Origin of the sequence: Stieleria maiorica (genome assembly GCF_008035925.1) — a bacterium.
Classification (GTDB): Bacteria; Planctomycetota; Planctomycetia; order Pirellulales; family Pirellulaceae; genus Stieleria; species Stieleria maiorica.
This window is the reverse complement of the sequence record NZ_CP036264.1, coordinates 3,301,914-3,321,577: the sequence shown is the minus strand read 5'-3', so window position 1 is coordinate 3,321,577 and position 19,664 is coordinate 3,301,914. Positions and strand designations below refer to the sequence as shown.

Annotated in this window: 11 protein-coding genes; 3 read left to right on the top strand and 8 right to left on the bottom strand. The window is 59.6% G+C overall.

Translation table 11 applies throughout. The annotated features are described in order from the left end of the window. Window positions 1-103 precede the first annotated feature (103 nt). The gene (locus Mal15_RS11535; protein ID WP_147867895.1) at window positions 104-2,932 is read left to right on the top strand and encodes a serine hydrolase; all 2,829 of its coding nucleotides are present in this window, start codon (window positions 104-106) and stop codon (window positions 2,930-2,932) included. A gap of 24 nt (window positions 2,933-2,956) precedes the next feature. On the opposite strand, the gene Mal15_RS11530 is transcribed toward Mal15_RS11535, so the two are convergent. Together Mal15_RS11530 and Mal15_RS11525 are read right to left on the bottom strand one after the other, a co-directional pair. Beyond that, window positions 2,957-4,675 carry an MASE1 domain-containing protein gene (locus Mal15_RS11530; protein WP_167546740.1) on the bottom strand — a complete coding sequence of 573 codons (1,719 nt, stop codon included), beginning with the start codon at window positions 4,673-4,675 and terminating at the stop codon, window positions 2,957-2,959. 171 nt (window positions 4,676-4,846) lie between these two features. Then, a complete protein-coding gene (locus Mal15_RS11525; RefSeq protein WP_167546739.1) occupies window positions 4,847-7,048 on the bottom strand; it encodes a transglutaminase family protein in 2,202 nt (733 codons plus the stop codon). Window positions 7,049-7,192: 144 nt separating this feature from the next. On the opposite strand from Mal15_RS11525, the gene Mal15_RS11520 reads away from it, so the two are divergent. Beyond that, a complete protein-coding gene (locus tag Mal15_RS11520) occupies window positions 7,193-8,401 on the top strand; it encodes a right-handed parallel beta-helix repeat-containing protein (protein WP_147867892.1) in 1,209 nt (402 codons plus the stop codon). Window positions 8,402-8,527: 126 nt separating this feature from the next. Here Mal15_RS11520 and Mal15_RS11515 read toward each other — a convergent pair whose 3' ends face one another. The 4 genes from Mal15_RS11515 to Mal15_RS11500 form a co-directional block, all read right to left on the bottom strand. After that, the gene (locus Mal15_RS11515; protein WP_233903409.1) at window positions 8,528-8,953 is read right to left on the bottom strand and encodes a PGPGW domain-containing protein; all 426 of its coding nucleotides are present in this window, start codon (window positions 8,951-8,953) and stop codon (window positions 8,528-8,530) included. After that, window positions 8,950-9,834 carry an alpha/beta hydrolase gene (locus Mal15_RS11510; RefSeq protein ID WP_233903408.1) on the bottom strand — a complete coding sequence of 295 codons (885 nt, stop codon included), beginning with the start codon at window positions 9,832-9,834 and terminating at the stop codon, window positions 8,950-8,952. The genes Mal15_RS11515 and Mal15_RS11510 overlap by 4 nt, the downstream gene beginning before the upstream one ends. Window positions 9,835-10,085: 251 nt before the next feature. Next, window positions 10,086-11,207, bottom strand: a complete 1,122-nt coding sequence (locus Mal15_RS11505) for an ATP-binding protein (RefSeq protein WP_167546738.1) — start codon at window positions 11,205-11,207, stop codon at window positions 10,086-10,088. Between the two features lie 113 nt (window positions 11,208-11,320). Continuing rightward, window positions 11,321-12,064, bottom strand: coding sequence for a metallophosphoesterase (locus Mal15_RS11500; protein WP_147867889.1), 744 nt, complete (start codon window positions 12,062-12,064; stop codon window positions 11,321-11,323). 338 nt (window positions 12,065-12,402) lie between these two features. On the opposite strand from Mal15_RS11500, the gene Mal15_RS11495 reads away from it, so the two are divergent. Continuing rightward, complete coding sequence (locus Mal15_RS11495; RefSeq protein ID WP_147867888.1) at window positions 12,403-12,795, top strand: response regulator; 393 nt, start codon at window positions 12,403-12,405, stop codon at window positions 12,793-12,795. Between the two features lie 110 nt (window positions 12,796-12,905). On the opposite strand, the gene Mal15_RS11490 is transcribed toward Mal15_RS11495, so the two are convergent. Then, the gene (locus Mal15_RS11490) at window positions 12,906-14,444 is read right to left on the bottom strand and encodes a hypothetical protein (RefSeq protein ID WP_147867887.1); all 1,539 of its coding nucleotides are present in this window, start codon (window positions 14,442-14,444) and stop codon (window positions 12,906-12,908) included. An 84-nt stretch (window positions 14,445-14,528) separates the two neighbouring features. Continuing rightward, entirely contained in the window at window positions 14,529-19,238 is a 4,710-nt protein-coding gene (locus Mal15_RS11485; protein WP_147867886.1) for a PVC-type heme-binding CxxCH protein, read from the bottom strand. Between the last annotated feature and the right edge of the window lie 426 nt (window positions 19,239-19,664).

Below are 19,664 nucleotides of genomic sequence, written 5' to 3'. Positions count from 1 at the left end.
GCCAACACCTACCGGATGAAATCGACAGGCCGTTGACGAGGCCCAGCACAGACATGGCAGGCTGATCCCTATCCCACACTATTTCTTCATTGCGATTCGTCTCATGGTTGCTCCACCGCGTTCCTGGCTATTCTTGTTCATCGCATCGTTCGCGGCGAACGTCTCCTTTGCTGATGATCCGCAGATCGACATCGTGATCAAGCATGGGAAGGTCGTCGACGGATCCGGGGCACCGTGGTACTACGCCGACGTCGGCATCGATGACGGCAAAATCGTGCGGATCGGCGACATCGACGACAAAATCGCGAAGGAAGTGATCGACGCCGAAGGACTGGTCGTCGCCCCAGGGCTGATCGACATGATGGGCCAAACCGCAACGCCGATGATCGAAGACCCCAAGACGGCGATCAACTTGCTGACCCAGGGCATCACGACCATCAACGCGGGCGAAGGCGGATCGGCGGCGCCGCTGGGAGCCGAGGAAGGGCGTCGCAAAGGCTACACGACGATGGCCGAGTACTTCACCCTGATCGAATCCAAAGGGTTGCCCGTCAATGTCGTCCAAACGATCGGTCACACCCAAATCCGTCGCATCGTCATCGGCGACGTCCAGCGGCGTCCCAGTGATCAGGAAATGGAGCAGATGCAAGCCCTGGTTCGCGAGGCCATGGAAGCCGGCGCGATCGGCGTGTCCACCGCCTTGATCTATCCGCCGGCCGTGTATGCTCGCACCGAAGAGATTGCCAGGTTGGCGGCCACCGCGGGCGAGTACGGCGGCGGGTATTACACGCACATGCGAAACGAAGGGGATCGACTGCTCGAAGCGATCGAAGAGGCACTGGAGATCGGACACCAGGCCAATACCCCCGTCCACATCTTTCATCTCAAAGCCGCCGGCAAACAGAATTGGGGAAAAATGCCGCTGGCAATCGCCAAAATCAAACAGGCGCGCTCGCTCGGCCAGCAAGTGACCGCGGACATCTATCCCTACGTCAATAACGGTTTGGGAATCGCGGCGCTGATCCATCCGCGGCATTTCGCCGAGGGCCACGAGCGACTGATTTTGCGGTTGGACGATCCGGAATTGCGCGACGAGATCAAGAAGGAGATGGAAACGACGGACGGCTGGGAGAACTGGTTTCGGCATGCCGGGAAAGACTGGAACCGAATCATCATCGGACGCAGCAATGATGCACGCTACAGCAAGTACGACGGCATGTCGGTCGCGGAAATGGCCCGAGCAACCGACGAAGATCCTTGGGACACGTTTTTTCATTTGGTGCGACAGGGCGCGTTCGCACTTCCCGAAACGATGACCGAGGCGAACAAGATCCTGGCCATGCAACAGGAATTCGTCTCCTTTTGCACCGACGTTGGCCCTGCCGGCGGAAGTCGGTCGGCGTCTCATCCCCGAGCGTTCGGTTCGTTCCCACGGCTGCTTTCGCGTTATGTTCGTGACCTGGGGGCGATTTCGTTGGAGCGGGCGATCGCACAAGCCAGCGCGGTCGCGGCCAACGATGTGCTGGTCCGCGACCGCGGCCGCATCAACGTCGGTCTGGCGGCCGATCTGATCGTGTTTGACTATGAAAAGCTGGCCGACCAGGCGGATTTTGCGAATCCTCATGCGTTGTCCCGAGGGATGCAGTACGTCATCGTCGGTGGCCGGCTGGTACTGAATCATGGGGAGATGACCGACGCGCGCCCCGGACGCGTGCTGCGAGGCCCCGGGTATCGCGAATCCACCGCCGCGGCGAACGTCCGTTCGGGAGAGGGCGACGAGCGGTTTGCCAGCTACGACCGCCTGATGCACGACTTCATGACCGAGCACCGTGTTCCGGGCGCATCGATCGCCGTGACCGACGCAGGCCGCACCGTCTTCGCTCGCGGCTACGGTTATGCGGACGTGGCACAGCAACAGCCGGTTGAACCGGACAGTCTGTTCCGGATCGCCAGTCTGTCCAAGCCGATCACCGCGGTCGCGGTGTTGCAGCTGGTCGAACGGGAAGCACTGTCTTTGGCCGACAAAGTCTTCGACGTGCTCGACTACGAATCGGAGATCGAGGCGACCGACGGATTTGACGACCGTCTGCGCGACGTGACCATTCGTCACTGTTTGGAGCATCGAGGCGGCTGGGACCGCGACGTCTCCTTCGACGCCATGTTCCAATCCCTTCGATTTGCCGATCAGATGGAAAGGGATCCGCCCGCCAATCAGGATACGGTCATCAAAGCCATGCTTGGGCAGAAGCTTGATTTCGACCCCGGCCAGCGCTACGCCTATTCCAATTTCGGCTATTGCTTGCTGGGACGTGTGATCGAAACGCTTACCGATCAGAGCTACGAAGATTACGTCAAGGAACACGTCCTGGCCCCGATCGGCGTCACGGACATGCGGATCGGGTCGACGCGATTGGAGGGCCGAGCGACGAACGAAGTGCGGTACTATCAGCCCGGGACCGGCACGTCAGTCTTCGCAGACGATCGAGGCGACGAGGTCCCCTGGCCTTACGGTGCGTGGAACCTGGAAGCGATGGATTCGCACGGCGGATGGATCGCGTCAGCATCGGATCTGGCGAAGTTTGCCGCGGCGTTTGACGATCCGGACAACTGCCCGATTCTGACGCGACGGTCCATCGAGTGGATGTATCGACGTCCGCCGGGTCTGGCCGGACACGATGCCGACGGAAAGGAAACCGACCACTACTATTCCCTGGGTTGGAGCAACCGTGTGGTCGGGGCGGACAAGGTCAATCATTGGCACACCGGCTCACTGGGCGGCACAGCGACCGTCATGATCCGCCGACATGACGGAAAAAACTTCGTGGCGTTGCTCAATTCCCGCGTCAGCCCCTCTGCATCGCACCTGGGAAAGGCGATCGATCGACTGCTGCACAAGGCGGCCGATGAAGTAACCGACTGGCCGGATCCGTAGAGCGTGATGCTCCATGGTTGCATTCTACCGCCCATCCGCTCCAGACTTGTCGATGGGCAACGCGACGGTGAAGACGGCGCCGTCGTCGGTTCCCGGCGATGCCCAAATCCGTCCACCGTGTGCTTCCACAATGGTGCGGCTGATGGCCAGGCCCATTCCCATCCCATTCTGTTTGGTCGTGAAGAAGGGGGCGAACACGTCCGTCAGCGAGGACTGCGTGATCCCTATCCCGCGATCGATGACACTCACCTGAACCTCGTTCTCCACCACCACCGTCCGCACGGTGACGACTCGTTTGTCGCCGTCGCTCTCCCCCATGGCGTCAATTGCATTGCGAATCAAATTGATGAAAACTTGTTCGATTTGGATTCGATCGGCACAGACACAAACCGGCACAGTGGATTCCGGGTGAGCATTCACCGCGATCGTCTGCAACCTTGCCTCCGCATCCAGCAGACTGCAAGCCTCATCGACCGCATCGCTGATCGAAAACACGGTCCGCTGGTCGCCTGACTTTTTTACAAAGCCGCGCATCCGGCGAATGATCTCTCCGGCACGCACGGCCTGGTCACTGATCTGCCGATTCAGATCACACAGACGATCGTTTTGTCGGACGTCGCAGGATGCGAGCATGCTCTCGCTCGCCGCGGCGTAGTTGGCGATTGCGTACAACGGCTGGTTCACTTCATGTGCGATCCCGGCGACCAATTCTCCCATGGTTGCCAGGCGGGCGACATGCGCCAATTCGCTCTCCTTTTTCCGCATTGCTTCGTCGGCTTTGACCTTGGCCGCCAATTGAGACTCCCGATTTTCTGCCTCCCGTTGGCTGGATAGTACTCCGATCAGGGCAAGCGTCGTCAGCGCGTAGACCGTCATAAAGAACTGCAACTCGAACAGTGAATTGGCGACCACTTCGGTCGCAAACGGCCCAGAGCCCCTGGAGGTGTAGTGGACAGCAATCACCGCGATCAGCAGGTTGCCGCCGAAAACGACAATCGGTGGGAATCGGAGCAACAACCAAAACAACGCAATCAATGGCAAATACAACAACCCCTCGGAGAATTCCTCCGGAAGCCAACTGCCAAAGATCGCCAGGCTGATCACCCCCAGCACCACGAGCGACACCAGCGCGCCAAACAACGCATGGGAGGGGACTTGCGATTGATGCCGCGCTCCGAACAACATGAACAACGGCGACAGAAGCATCACACCGGCAAGGTCTCCCAGCCACCAGGTCGACCAGTTCGACCCGAATTGACCCTCGGAAATGTAGCCGTTGATCGCCAGGCTTCCCGAACCGAGCGTGGCCGCCAACAAACACGCCACCGCAGCGATCGCAAAGAGACGGAATCCACAGGCGGCTCGACGAAATGGAGCGTCCAGGCTGAGAAACCGTCGACAAAGTGCAAACGCGACCAGTGCCGCCGCGGTATTTCCCGTTGCAATGATCCCAGCCGTCACCGGCGAAACCCCTGTCCCGGTATTGACCAGGAACGAGCCGATCCAGATCCCCGGTGTAATCGACAAACCGCCCAACAAGAGACCGCCCAGTGCGATCCCCGACGGAGGCCAGACCGCGGTGGCATTGCCCGGAGGGATCGCGAACAAAAGCCCCGCGCGGGCGGTCGCGTAATAAACGGCAGCCAGCGCGCCGATCAAAATCAGATGCGACGCAAGTCCCAGTTTCTTGCCTTCAGCAAGACCGCCGATGACCGGGGAAGAAACACTCTGCGTCGACATCATCTGCTGGCTTTGGATTCGCCATCCTCGCACAGATCTCAGAGACCGCCACAGAAAACGCGCTCGGATGCAACGCTTTAGCATAGCCGAGTTTACGCGTGGGCATCGTACGCCCGCGTGTCTCGCGACGATTCGACACGCTTATTGGCGCGTTTTCGCCACCGGCTGCTGCAATCACAAACGCTCGATCAGTGCATCGCGAAGCCGCTCGGTCGCGCCGCGATCGAGTTCCGGAGGATCGTGTTGCAGCATCATCTCGACGTCTTCAAGCGCCAAATTGATCCGCCCGGTCATCCCACGCAGCTGGGCGCGCATCATCCGGTAGCGTGGTTCGTCGGGATTGACCGCGACGATGGCGTCACAGTAGCGAAGCATCGCCTCCCCGTCGTTCATGCGTCCGGCGACGCCGATCAGATTATTCAAAATGCGGGTCAGGATTTCGATGTCCGTGGAGGCCTGCAAGTCGGAATCACGGATACGGCGTCCGGCGTGCGCGGCAACGATCTCGGCCGCGTCTTCCTGACTGAGCAGTTTTCCGCGTTCAAACACATCGATCAGTTGATCCTGCTCGGTATCAATGACGTGCTTGGCGACAAAGTGGCCGGGCAACCCGACACCGACGACTTTGATCCCCAATCGCCGCCCGAGTTCGATGTACAGCACGGACATCGTGATCGGCAACCCCTCGCGGTCATCGATCACCCGGTTGAGTTGGCTGTTGGCGGCGTGATAATACTCGCTTCGGCTGCCATGAAATCCGTTCTCTTGAAACAGATAGCGATGCATGGCGTCGCGAATCTCGGTCGCCGACGCATCCGCATCGAGTCCCGCCAGAATCTCACCGGCCATTTCGTCGATCCGTTCGCGGTAGGCTTCGACATCCAAATCGGGGCTGTCCAATTTGGCGATCAACAACGATCCGGTCAGCAACCGTTCGTCGTCGTCGATTGCGTCCAGTCGACTCAATCGGTCAACGGTGTCAGCACGGCGGACATCGTCGGCCAACTGGTGCATTCGCTTGGCTTGTGTTTCCAACTCGATCGCCCGACGGGTCAATTCCCGCCATGCCAAATCGCCTGACGTGCCCAGTTGGCGGATCTGGTCACTGCCGACCGAATCCAGTGGCAGTGCGGTGGGATCGAGTTGGGCGAGCATTTTTTCGCCCGCTTCGGACAGCACCGGCAAGTCCAAGGCAGCGCCGAGTTGAAATCCGGAAAATTCCGGCTCGGTGTCACGAAACTTTGCCAGTCCGACCTGCCCTTCAGTGATCTGCCGGTCATCGGACTCGATCACGAGTCGTCCGTTGACGTAGCACAGGATTTTTTCGTCTCCCACTCGGACTTTCAATTGGTTCCATTGACCCGGCAGATAGTACTCCGTTTCCACTTCTTTCAAGATATCCCACGAGTACACCGACGCACCGCGAAAGCAGGTCAAACGCAAACGGCCGGCGCTGGCGTAAAACCCATAATGTTGATTCTGGCCGTCGCTATGGAACGCCAATCCCGCGGCGCCGGACTCATCATCCAGCCGGACCATCACCGCGATTTCGAAGGGGCGCTGGGGAACGTCGCGTTTTGAAAGTAGCAAGGATCGTCCGCCGAACCCGTTCCCGGCACCGAGCGCGACGATCCGTCCGCCGCGTTGTTGCCAGCGAGATCCCATCACCGGCGTCCACCGATCGTCATTGATGCGGCCGATCCGGACCCAGCGATCAAGTGTCACGGGGTTGGGATTCTCTTTGAGTGCGACGAGCTGCGAAACGGGGATGGCGAAACCCAAGTTATCGTCGATCGATGATTTCATATTGATGATGCCGTGGACGCGCCCCTTCAGATCGACCAACGGGCCGCCGCTGTTTCCCGGTTCGATCGGCATCGCCAGCTGCAACAGCTCGCGGCCTTCGACTTCGCGTCTGGCCGACACGATGCCTTCGACGACACTGTTGCGAAGCCCCAGCGGATTGCCGAACGCCAGCACGCGGATGCCTTGCCGTGTGGAGTCATCGCCGGCAAACTCCAACGCCGGCAATTCGGTGGATCCGGGGTCGACGTGAATGATCGCCAAATCGCTGCTCACGTCCGAAGCTTCGACCCCCAAGACTCTCAGCTTCTTGCCCTCGGGGGACTCCACGGTAAACGGACGCCCTTCGTTGATGACGTGAAAGTTGGTGGCGATCAAACCATCCGAATCGATGACGAAGCCGGTGCCGATGCCCATCGGATCGCCGTCGCGGCCCTGAACGCGAATCGTCATCACCGACGGACGCACTTTGGCGATCAACGATTGGTGTGACTGGTCGTCGTCGGCCGCTGCCTGGCTGGGCGAGGCGATCGCGATCAACAGTGGCAGGCAAAACAGGGTCCTCAGGTCCACGTTCTCTCCTTTCAATGAAGTCTTGTCGGCTGTGTCTATCATAGCCGGCTGGCGACGGTGCCCGCCAACGCCCGCTGCCCAACGTTGCGATACGATACACTATTTTGCACCTCCCCCGTGATCACACGACTCGACGAGCCGTCGATGATCCGATCCCCACCCCAATGGTCCGATCCACGCTACACCATGATTCGTAACAAGACTCTATTGATCACGCTGGCCACCTGCAGTCTCGTGGCCGCCGGCGAAACGCGCGGCGCGGACGCGATCATCAACGCCGCTGACTTTGCGACACTGCAGGAAGCCGCTGATGCGATCCCCCGGTCCGGAGGCGTGCTGAAAATTCCGCCGGGGACTTACGAATTGAGCCAACCGCTGCATCTTAAAACGGCCGACACGCGTCTGGAAGGTTCTGGAACCGCAACTCACCTGATCAACAAAAACACCGAAGGAAAACCGGCCATTCTGATCGAGCATCCCGATTGGATCGGGAAACAGGTCCCATCGAAAGACCGGCTGTGGCGCGTCAACCTGGCCAACTTTCGGGTGACCGGAAATGAAAAAAGCGGTGCGGGAATCGAAGCCCGCTACATCGAAGAGATCTTCGTCCAGGGTGTCACCAGCAGCGACAACGGTGGCGACGGATTGCGATTGCACTATTGTTACGAAGATCCCCGCGTCAGCGACTGTCTGTTCACCTACAACAAGAAATGCGGCGTTTCGATCGAAGGCTGCCACGATATCATCGTCTCCGCCAATCAGTTCGAAGAAAACGATGACGGGTTACGCTGCATCGATTCATTCAACCTGACGATGAGCGGCAACAACCTGGACGACCACCTCGGCGACGGTGTGGTCATCGAAAACACTTATGGCTCGGTCGTCGCCGGCAACATGATCGAAGAATGCCAAGGCTGGGCGATCGTGCTGGACCGCGATTGCTATGGCATCACCATGTCGGCCAACGTGATCGCACATGAGTTCACCGGCGGGATCGATCTACGCGACGCGCACGGCTGTGCCATCTCCGCCAACACCTTCACCATCGTCAAAAAGGTCGGCGTCGCGGTGCGCGAAGGTTCCGGCAGCATCACGATCAGCGCCAATAATTTCAGCGATAGTTGGATCGGCGATGCGGACGATGGGACTCCGATCAAGAAACGAGATTCCGTGGTCAGCAAAACCGAAACGAATCCGAACGAAGCGGCCGGGATCCTGCTCCAGGATTGCCAGGCATTGGTGATCTCTGGGAATCTGTTTTCCGGTCTGAGCGGTGACGCGGTCCGGCAACTCGGTGACTGCCGGAAGGTATTGATCAATGGCAACGGGTCACAGGAGTTTGAGGTGGATTGATTGTGGAGCCTCGACCGCCCGGAAGGGCCGTCGTACAAATGGGCTCGACCGCCCGGAAGGGCCGTCGTACAAATGGGCTCGACCGCCCGGAAAGGCTGTCGTACCAGGGGACACACGGCGGAAGATTTAAGGTCGACCGAACGATCGGACTCGGATCGGTTCGACGCCCGAACGCTGCCGCATCCAATTGATCGATTTCAACACCGCTGGAATGGAGACCAACCGTCGTTCCAGGCGATGTTTGCCCGGAAAATTCAGCATCAGGATCCCGACCAGCATGGTCAACAGCCCCTGGCCCGGCAGGACCAGCATCACCAGGCCGGCAAGTACCAGTACGCCGCCGATCAGGTTTTTGATCACCAATCCCGTCCACCGCAACACGGGGTGCCGATCGGCGAAGAGTGTTCGGGGGCGTCGCCGACCGACGAAATAGTCGACCGGAATTCGAACGGCCAGCCAGGGTGCGATCAGCAAGCAGCCGACAAACAGCACGCAGGAAATTGCGGCGATCCAGGCCATCGCCACCTTGTGATCGTCAAGAAACGCGTTCACGGCGTGGCCACTACGCCCAAGCGTCGCAGCCAATCCGCGCACAGGTCGGGCCACTGCTTCGCCCCGGGCAAGCTTTGGGCAAGTCCCAATCCGTGCCGTCCTTCGGGAAACACGTGCAGCTCTGCGGCGACGCCGTGCCGTAAACAAGCCAAGTAGTAATCGATGCTGTTTTGCACGGGCACGGCGGTGTCGGCACCGGTGTGGAACAAAAACGCCGGTGGAGTTTTCTCGGTCACCTGCTTTTCATTCGAAAGAGATTGCAGCAGCCCATCGTCGGGAGCCGCACCGATCAGGTTTCGCTGGCTGCCCTTGTGCGTGTGGGGCTGCCCGAATGCGATCACGGGGTAGCACAGGATGCTGAAATCCGGACGAGACGAAACGCGTGCGATCGGATCCTCCGACGCCGGATCGCCGTCGACAAAGTGTGTCGAGACGGTGGAGCACAAGTGGCCGCCGGCGGAAAACCCGATCACACCGATTCGATTTGGATCGATGTTCCATTGTTCGGCTCGGGCACGCAACGTTTGAATCGCGCGTTGGGCGTCCATCATCGGGGCCGGATGCCCGTAGCCCTTTCCGTCGTTGCCTTTGCCGCGCAAACGATAGGTGCAAATCGCCGACGTCACGCCCAACGATTCGAACCACGCCGCGAATTGGTGGCCTTCGTGATCCATCGCGTGACCGCCGTATCCGCCGCCCGGCAAGATCACGACCGCCGCGGTCGGCGATTCCGATTCGACACGTGTGACGATCAGTTCAGGGAGGTCGCCTTCACCGCGGAGCGTCGTCCCGGGCGGCAAGTCGGGCCAAAGCGGCACGGTCGCCGAACCCTCCGGTGCCGCCGCCCGGCAAATCGAAACCGAGACGAAAAGGAAAGCCAAAAGAAGACCGCAGCGTCGAAATCCAAGGTTCATAAACGTGATGCCAATCGGGGAAAGGGTTGGAGGGCGTTAGGATGCGTCAAACGCGGTGCGTAGTTTACACGCCGCCAGCGTTCCGCGCATCGACGACCAGAGTGCGAGCGGCGTTTGAAATTTACCGTCCTTGCCGGCATGGTTGTCAACACAACTCACCCGGGCTCCCTTCTCCCCCGGCATTGCGGGGGGAGAAGGTCGGGCCGATCGCTCACACGTCAACGCGCGATTTGTTGACGTGGCAAGGTCAGGTAAAACGATGCCCCGCCCAGCACCGATGCGCCCAATCCAATTTGGCCGCCGTGCAGTTCGACGATCCGCCGCGCCCGGGGCAGGCCCAGTCCGGTGCCGATCGTCTTGGTCGTGAAAAAGGGCTCGAAGACTCGTTCGTGATCCGCCGCGGCGATTCCCGGTCCATTGTCACTGACAACCATGGTGATCGCCGGACGATGGTTCAGCAGTCCCGTTTGATACGACACGTCAATCCGAGTCGTTTGGGATCCCGTTTCGGCGGCGTTGTCAAACAGGGTTTTCACCACCTGCCACATCGCATCACGGTCCATTTCGCACTCGAGATCCATGCCTTGCGTCGGGTGCTGCAGCCTCAACCGATCGTCAACGGGCAACACGGACGCCCAGGCTTCTTCGACGACGTCGTCCAATCGGCCGATCGAACAATTCAATTGCATCGGTTCGGCATAATGCAACACCTCTTCGTACAAACCGACCAGCCGATGCTGCGCGAGTTCGATTCGATCCAGCAACTTACGGGCGTCGGAATCGTCGCCGATCGAGTAGCGCAGCAAATCGATAAAGCCTTGGGCTTGTTGCAGCGAATTGCGTCCCTTGTGGCTTAACCCTTTCATCGCATCGCCGATGGCCGCCAGTCTCGCGGTTTCAACCAATTGATGTTCGACAATCTTTCGATCCGTGATCGACACGTGGGCGGTCACCGCTTTGGAAGAGTCTCCTTTCAGCGGCGAGACATGGAGCAGGAACCAACGGTTTTCAGTCGAACTGTGGCACGGGTATTCCAACGTGAACACATGACGCTTGCCGGCGAGCACGTCGCTGATGCCCTGGCACGCTCGATCGGCATAGAACCGATCACCGCCGCGGATTGCCCGACAGACGTCCAGATAATTCGCTCCCACGCCGGTCAGCGAGGGACGGCCACCGTTCTGAACCGCGAAATCCTGCCACGCCTGATTCGTGGCAATGATCGCCCCGGCCGTGTTGATCACCGCCACCTCGACCGTCAACGAATCAAGAACTTGTGCTGCGAGTTCGTGATTGGGGTGGAACCGCGTGTCGCAGTCAATCGCATTGCGAACTGCCATCGGACGCTCACGGGACAGCGGGATCATTTCAGCAAATCAGACACCACTGTATTCTATACCCGATCGAAGGGGGGGGCGAATGTTTCCGCCAGACATCTGAAAGAGTGGCAATTTCAGGCCCGCACGCTGGCCGGTGCGCCGAGTGTCGTTTCAACGATCCGAAACTTCATGCCGCGGATGGCGGCGCCGCCGTTGTGAAAGCAAAGCCCCTGATACTGGATGCCATCGAGTTCGACGTGGGTGTGTCCGAAGTAAACATCTGTCACGCCCTCGGAAAGACCATGACCGATGCTTTCGACGTACTCTTTCACACGTCGCAGCACGACCATTTCGCGGATCGACAACACGACCAAACGGTGCAGTCGAGCGTGAATCGCCATGTCATAAGCGACGTGCCACAATCCCGTCTTTTTCTTCTTCCGCTCGAATTTTTCTCGACGCGAATCTAAACGCGCATGATCCAGTGGCCCGTCGGCGACATCACCGTGCAAAAATAAACAATTATCCAGACGGGCAAAGTAGCGATGCCAAGTGAAATTGGGGTGTCGCGACGCCAACGCAATCAACTCCTTGACAAACTCGGGACGCGAGTCGTGATTGCCCAAAATGTAGTGGTATTCACAACCCTCGTTTTGATCCAACAAATCCTCGATCCATTCGATGGCCTTTTCCACCGATTTCTCGTCGCTCTCGTGCGTGCTCCACTTGAAATCAAAGATGTCACCGCCCAGCACCACGGTGTGCGTTTGACGTGCCTTCTGACGGAGTTCCGGCAGGATCAAATCCCCCGTCGAACGGCTGGAAAACAGATGCAAATCGGAAACGAAGTAACCGTTGGACGATCCAGTTTCACTCATCATTGTCCTGCTTTGATCGATGATCGCTTCGGGCGAATCGCAAACGGCACGCGGGGAGTGGAAAAGTTGCCGATTGTGATCCGTCGGCCGGCCATGTCCCTAACATCGTACTCGGAATCGAGAAAGACGAACAAGGACGCAACTCGACGTCGCACCCGCCAGTCCATAGAATCTGCCACCCGCGTGCACAGAAACCGTTATCATCGGTAAATCGGTGCGAACGTTTTTTGCCGCCGTGGGGTTTAACCGGGCGTAAGAATACATGGTCCCGATGAATCAGAAGATCTGAACGGACCGATCCGATACAGGAGGTTGGGGTGGCGAATTCGGCTGAACTGATGAACCGACACGGTGCGGTCAAATTGCTGTACATCGACGACGATGTCCTGGGACTCAAGTCGCTGACAGTTTTGATGCAAACCTTAGGCTATCAAATTGAGTGCGCCGAAAGCGCGGCGGCGGGGCTGGAGATGATCCGCCAAGAGAAGTACGACTTGGTTCTGACCGACATGAACATGCCCGGCATGAACGGCTTGCGACTGACCCAAGAAGTCAAGACGATCGCCCCGAACACGCCCGTCATCGTCATTACCGGCAGCATCGACGCACAGCACAGCGACCAAGCCGTCGACGGACCGGACTGTGTGCTCGTCAAACCGCTGGATTTGCAAGAATTCTCGGGACAACTCAATCGTTTGCTCAACCGCGAACCGACACGCGAGCGGCACTAGGACCGCAGCGAGGGGACAGAAACATGGGGGACGGGCAAAGGAATGCAGACAGGAAAATGGGTAAGGCGAAGATTTCGGGCAGTTTTGAAACCTGAAGCCTGAAACCTTCCCTATCCGATCGCCGAGCGAATTCGATCGACCAGTCCGTTGTCGCGGTCTCCGCTGGCCGGCAACAGGTAAGTCGACGCGGCCAGGTAACTGTTGCGGAACTCGGGCGAGACGGCATAAAAATCTTCCAGCACCGCCGAGCTGAATTTGTAGTCGTGGGAGTCGTTGCCTTTCAGAAACACCAGTTGGCGAGCCGTTTGGATCATCTGTTCGGCCTGGCCGCCACCGGCCAGGAATTGCATCGCGGCATGTGACGCCCCGGCACGGTCTTGATTGGCGCTTTCAAAAATCTTGGTCGGCGACATCGTGGTGGCGGGAGCATCCAACTGTTGCAGTTCGTTGATTTGCTTGTTTGCCACCTTGCCACGCGACTGCATCGACGATCGGAAGTGGGGGATGAAGGCGGCGTTTTGCAACAGCAGACGCAACCGGGTCTTGGGATCGCGCGCGGTGCGATACGCGTACTGCATCGCGTTGGTGGTCGTCGACGAATGCAGTGAGATGATTCCCGGTTGCTGCATCAACATTTCACCGGCCGACAAGAACAACGCGTCGGCGATCGACTGGGGATGAATCCCGGATTGAATCAGTGCCGCCGTCTCGCGCACGGCCTGCTCCGGCGACGCATCCCGGAGCGCGTCCAAATGTGCCAAGGAAGCTGCCGGATCCATTTTGCCACTGTTCCAATGGTCGCCGAATCCGTCCATCAATTCCTCGGTCACGCGGCACGCGGCATCGGGCGTCAAGTCGCTGTCGGCGGGATTGGGTTCGCCGTTGTGGTTCAGCAGTGCATAGGTCAGCGATCGCAACACCGGCTCGGAGTAGCGCCAGCCGATGCATTGCAACGTACGAAAACCGTTCGCCACGAAAATCGCCTTGTGTCCGATGCTGCGGAAATCTCGGCATCCGTAGTGGGCCATCAGCTCAAACACCTCGTTCGCACCGGCCGACCGGGCCAATCCGGCGATCGCCACGTCGGCCGCATCGACGTCCCAGCGGTCCATCGCGTCGATGAATGCTTGGCGGGCCAAGTGCGGTGCGGGCACGGACGATTCGTCGACCGCCGCCATCGTCCAATTGCCCTCGCGGACGTCGCGGTCCTGGGAGGATTTAAAGTAATCCAGCGCCCAGAAGATCGGCAGCCATCGATCCTGGTCCGGTGAAGCGAGGCTGGCCAAGTGCGCCGAATTGACCACCAACACCGCATGGAATTTGAATCCGACACTCGGTCGCGGCTGGACGTTGCGGACACCGGCCAACAACAGCGCGGTCAGCACCTCGCGATAGGACGTGCCGCCGTGGACCTTGTCGGCAAACACTTCCACGACGCGATTGCGCGGGGTGTCTTCCAACAATCGCACCAGCGGTTCGATGTCGTCGCTAAACCGAACGGCCTGTTGATCAAGTGTCGCCTCGGCGGCACTGACCCGCGGCAAACGGTTAATGATTTCAAGTTCCGCCAGGGCAACCGCTGCCGTGACGCCACCGCAGACGCCCATGAAACGCCGACGCCCGCTCGTTGTTGCTGGCCGATTGATCATCACCGTGCTCCCCTGATTGCCTCGTCCCTATGGAAAAGTCCGCCACTCCATCATCGTACCCGATGAAACATCGCGTCGCGAACATTAGTGAGTCAACGACAACAGGTAGGCCAGCAAGTCTTTGGTTTGCCCCTCGCCAAGCGTTTCATGAAAGTTTGCCGGCATCGGTGAATTGCCCACGATCTTCTGTCTGACGATCTCGTCGACGGGGACGTTGATTTCTTTGCCCGTCTGATCGACGATCAGCAACTGTTCACCATCGGTCCGCTTGATCAAACCACTGTACACCTGACCGTCATCGGTCAGCACGACGCTGGCTCGAAACGCCGCGTCAATGTTCCGGTTCGGGGTCAGCACGTCTTCGATCAACCGGTCCAACCCACGGTTTCCCACCCCGTCCAGGTTCGGACCGACCGCCACCCCTTTACCGGCGATTTGATGGCAGACGGCACACTGCTTGGTAAACAAGGCGGCCCCGACGGCGGCATCGCCTCCGTCCCGTAAATAGGCCGATTTCCGCGCGTTCATTGCCGCGACCAGTGCTTGGTCCTCGATCGGCAGATCTCCGGTCAGTTTTGAGATCCGCCGTGAGTGCTCCTCGGTCGCTAAACTGTCCAGTTTGCCGCTGATGGCCGGATCGACCAACAGTCGCGGCGATGCCTGCCCCGCTTCCACGAGTGCCAACAACGTTTCCACGCCGGCTTGATCCGAAGAGAGCTGCCCCGCGATCCGCAACTGTTCGGCTGCGGTGGCCAGCTTGGTGACCTTGCCAATCACGGGAACCAGTTGGCCGCCGTTGGAATTCAACAGCAATTCGGTCAGTTCGCCGCGCAACGCCCGATCAACGCCCACAACAGAGATGGATTCGGCGATCGCCGAGGTTTGCGAGTTGGGATTCAACGCCGCCAGAGCCGTCGCAAAGTCGGCGGCGAGCTGACGGCCGACGTCACCGTCACGAAGCACCTGTGTCGCCACGCCGGCGAGATCGTTCAGCGTGAAGTCGCCGATCAATCGAGCGGCCTGACTGAATTCACTCGCCTGGTCACTGGGATTCAACCCGTCGATCGAAAAACGTCCCACCGCCATCCAGGCATAAGCCCCGGCGGTGTCCCCGTCCACCAATTCGACGAACACGTCGCGACCGGCCGCATCACCGGTTTGCCAGGTGACCTCCTGTGCGGTGTCATTCCGCGGCGGGCTCCATGTCTGCAGCACCGCTTGGGACACCGCATCGCGAACACGCACCACGTTCAAGTTCTGGAGCGGTTTGTCGGGAACGCCGTCGTGACCGGCCACATAAAACGACAGTTGCTCCGGCAGCTGGAATGAATCGCTGCGATAGATGCCCGTCCTGGATTCACCGAGCGGAAAACTGCTGTGCAGCTTGGATGCCCGTTGGCCGTCGGCTGAATTGCGTTTGTTCGACAACACCCATGGGTTGCCGTGGTCCGGCGTGCCGGGATAAGGCAAGTAGGTCCAGCCGATGTGTCGCGGGCTCTCCGGCAACAACGTATCCCCCTCACGCAGACCAAGATAGCGACGTGCCAGACGCGTCGCCCAATCGGTCACCACAGGCGGGGCGTCGATGCCGCGCTGGCCGAGCCCGTTTCGGATCGAACGCAGCAGGTCTTCTTGGAAGGCAAGGTCCTCGGCGAAACGGTTTTGCGCCATCGCGGCGATCGAATCCAGGTGCTGCGGTGAAGCATACCGGGCGGCAAATGAGAGATACGTCGAAAGCTGATCAGGCTGTAAGTCTTGAAGCTGTGACACGTGGGCGGCAAGATACTCGCCGGCAAACTCGGTCCGGATCCCCAGGCAAAGGTCGATCACGACCCGCATGTCTTGCGTGGACAGGGACTCGGTGAAGACGCGAAATCGATCGGCGTCGCGAAGGTGGTCGCGCAGTGACATGCGGATCGCATGAACCAGGTGGGCATCCGACGCGGGGGTTTGATGCAGCGTCTTCATCAGCGCTGCGGTCAACGGCATCGAGGCAGACTTCGACGCGGCCATCGCCGCACCGCGTCGCACCATCGCGTCGGGATCGTTCAGTCCGGTGATCAACCATGACGACAGCGCGTCATCGACACCAACTCTGGTCCCGATCAGCTGCATCGCGTGAACGCGCACCCTGGCGGATTCGTCCTGCGCCGCGGTCTGGATCTCGGAATCGGTGATCACACCCAAGCGGTGCAAAACCCACAGCATTTGAACTTTCGCGTCGGCGCTGGTGCTCTCGGCCAACGCTCTGCGAACGGGATCGACCGCAGCGGCACCGAACTGATCGGCCAGTTGATCGGCTGCCAGGGCACGTCGGGGCAGGCTCGGTGAATCCAGCTGACCGATCACCTGGGACATCTCGTGATCGTCCGTCTGTCCTGGCGCACGACTTGCCGTCAGGGCCGGCATGTCGCGACGCGATCCCGCCGGGTCATCAAAAACGATCCGCCAGATCCGCCCCCGATGACGATCACGACCGGGGTGATCGAGCCCGACTTCGTAGTGCCCGATGATGCGGTTGTAAAAGTCGGCGACGTACAAGGCACCATCGGGACCGACCTGCAAATCGACGGGTCGGAACCAGGGGTCGCCGGAGATCAAGAAATCGGATTCTTCGCGTGCCGAAACGGTCGATCCGGTGCGGTGAATCGAATTGCGATTGATCCGGCTGGTCATCACGTTGCCGCCGAAGGAGTTGCCGTGAAAGACCGGAGGGAACGCGTCGTCGTGATACAGTGCGATTCCGCCGATGGCCGTGCTTCCGTGCAAGTGTTCCATCACGTTGGGGACGAAACCCAGGCCATCATGGGGCTTGCCGAATCCTTGATACACGCCGCCTTGCATCAGCAAGGTGACCGGCTTGGTGTGACAGTCGGCGGTGAACAAGTCACCGTCGGGATCGATCGCCATGCCGAACGGATTGACTTGGCCGTCGGTGAAGTGTTCGATTCGCGATCCATCGGTGCGAATCCGAAACGTGTTGCCCGAGTGCATCGTGACCGTGTGTCCGTCACCGCCGGTGACCGAGGATTGATTGTTGAAACCGTGGCAGGCGTACAGCCAACCGTCGAATCCACGGGTGAATCCGTTGCACATGCCATGGGTGTCGCGCGAGTAGTCGAACGGTCCGTACAGGACCTGGCGTGTGTCGCACCGATCGTCGCCGTCGGTGTCACGCAGGAACCAGATGTTCGGGATGCTGTAACAGATCACGCCGTCACGATAGGGATACAATCCGATCGGGATGTTCAACCCGTCGGCAAACGTGATGACCTTGTCGGCGCGACCGTCGTTGTCGGTGTCCTCCAGGATTTTGATCGTATCGCGGCCCTCGCCTTCGGCGGCGGGAAACGGGTACTCAACACTGCTGCTGACCCACAATCGCCCCTTGGCATCAAAGGCCATGTTCATCGGCTTGGCGATCTCGGGTTCGGCGGCGACAAGCTGCACGCTGAATCCGGCCGGCAGAACAAACGTCTCGCCTTCCTGTTCGGGTGTCAGGGGCTCGGTGGTCCTGACGGCGGTTTTAAATTCGTCGCTGCCGACGGTGTGCGCCGCCGTCGTTGACGGTTCGGGGGCCGGTTCGGCGTTTCCGCTGTTAAGCAACACATAGGTCCCCAATTTGTTTCCGACAACGATATCGACGTGTCCGTTGCGGTCGACGTCGGCGGTGGTCAACTGAGTTCCGACACCGACACGGGTGTCGATCAGATGCGGCTGGAAGTCGACGCCATACTCGGAGCGGACCGTGCGCAGCCAGTACAACACCGGCAACTCGGATGCGCCCGGGTCATTTCCGCCGTGTGCCCAGAACCGCTTGCCAGTCACGATGTCTTTGACGCCATCGCCGTCGATGTCGGCCAGCGCGACGGCATGCATTTGGGAAATCGCCAGTCCGTAAGGATTGCCCGACGGCTCGCTGCCCAGAATCGGACGTTCGACGAACAGAAACTCGTCGTCGCTGCCGCGTCGCTCGAACCAGCTTAATCCATAACCGTGTGCGTTCTGCACCGACAGCACATCATTGTCCCCGTCGCCGTCAAAGTCATAGGCGAACATTTGCGATCCGCCCGATTCGGCGAACTTCACCGGATGAAATTGGAACGTTTCGCCGGCCGTCTTGGTCTGTTGCCACCAGCCATCTTTTTCCAGCACGTCGGCACGTCCGTCGCCGTCCACATCGCCGACACCCAACCCGTGCGTGAATCGCCCGTAACCGCGGTTCTCGCTGACGGCGGTGAACGTCCACGGTGCGGTCGGATCAGTGGCGTCGGGCTGGGCATAGCCGTAGCGTCCCTGGTGGATGCAGACCAGTTCCTCGACGCCATCGCCGTTGATGTCCGCCAGCGTCGGCGACTCGTTGTCCACGCTCGCCAACACGACGTGGCTGTTCCAAACCGATGTTCGGTCCGCGGTCCCCGGATTCTCGTACCACACGCCCGCCGTGCCGGGCATCGGGATACAGAAAACGTCCACGTGACCATCACCGTTGAAATCACGTGCGAAGGAAAAGAAGTGATCGGAGTAACCCTTGATCGGGTAATCCTTGACCACGGCGTAAGCATGCCGCGTGCGGAAGTCCGGCCCTCGGTACCAAAACGGCCCGGAAACGATGTCGACGTTCCCGTCACCATCGATGTCCGCCGCGTCGGCACCTTCGCTGTGAAACGATTCGCTCAGGACGATCGTTTGGAATCGAGGCGAGAATGACTGGGCTGAGAGTAGATTCGGCAAGAACACCGACATGGACACGAGCAGCAGCGAACGCCACGGGGCAAAACAGGAAGGTTTCATCGGGGGGATCAAAGGAGGGGAAGAGTCAGGGGAGGGAGATGCAAGGCAGGCCAAACCACAGGATACTCGATCGATGACATTCCTGAATGGTCAAACTCGCTGATGCGTCGATCGGTTTCCTCGGTTTTCGCGTTTGCGTTCGGAAACGAAGTCGTCGCACCGTCGGCGTCTCTTCCCGTCGATGAGATCTGTTAGATTGGTCGGCCGATCGACCATTCAGGGCCCGGATCCAGACGGGAAAGTCCGGCGTTGAGGTTGGGGTAGGAAGATTTCGGAGGTAAGAAAATTTGCGCGCCGACGCGTGCCTGAACCAGCTCCACTGTTTCCCCAAAATCTTCCTACCCCAAAATCTTCCTACCCCAAAATCTTCTTACCCCAAAATCTTCCTACGCCCCTGCCGCAGCTGACGCCGGTAGGACGACCACG

What these genes read in the sequence shown, in the direction of transcription:
- Mal15_RS11535 (WP_147867895.1), top strand. Translation starts at nt 104, where the DNA reads ATGGTTGCTCCACCGCGTTCCTGGCTATTCTTGTTCATCGCATCGTTC.
- Mal15_RS11530 (WP_167546740.1), bottom strand. Translation starts at nt 4,675, where the DNA reads ATGATGTCGACGCAGAGTGTTTCTTCCCCGGTCATCGGCGGTCTTGCT.
- Mal15_RS11520 (WP_147867892.1), top strand. Translation starts at nt 7,193, where the DNA reads ATGATCCGATCCCCACCCCAATGGTCCGATCCACGCTACACCATGATT.
- Mal15_RS11505 (WP_167546738.1), bottom strand. Translation starts at nt 11,207, where the DNA reads ATGGCAGTTCGCAATGCGATTGACTGCGACACGCGGTTCCACCCCAAT.
- Mal15_RS11500 (WP_147867889.1), bottom strand. Translation starts at nt 12,064, where the DNA reads ATGAGTGAAACTGGATCGTCCAACGGTTACTTCGTTTCCGATTTGCAT.
- Mal15_RS11495 (WP_147867888.1), top strand. Translation starts at nt 12,403, where the DNA reads ATGAACCGACACGGTGCGGTCAAATTGCTGTACATCGACGACGATGTC.
- Mal15_RS11490 (WP_147867887.1), bottom strand. Translation starts at nt 14,444, where the DNA reads ATGATCAATCGGCCAGCAACAACGAGCGGGCGTCGGCGTTTCATGGGC.
- Mal15_RS11485 (WP_147867886.1), bottom strand. Translation starts at nt 19,238, where the DNA reads ATGAAACCTTCCTGTTTTGCCCCGTGGCGTTCGCTGCTGCTCGTGTCC.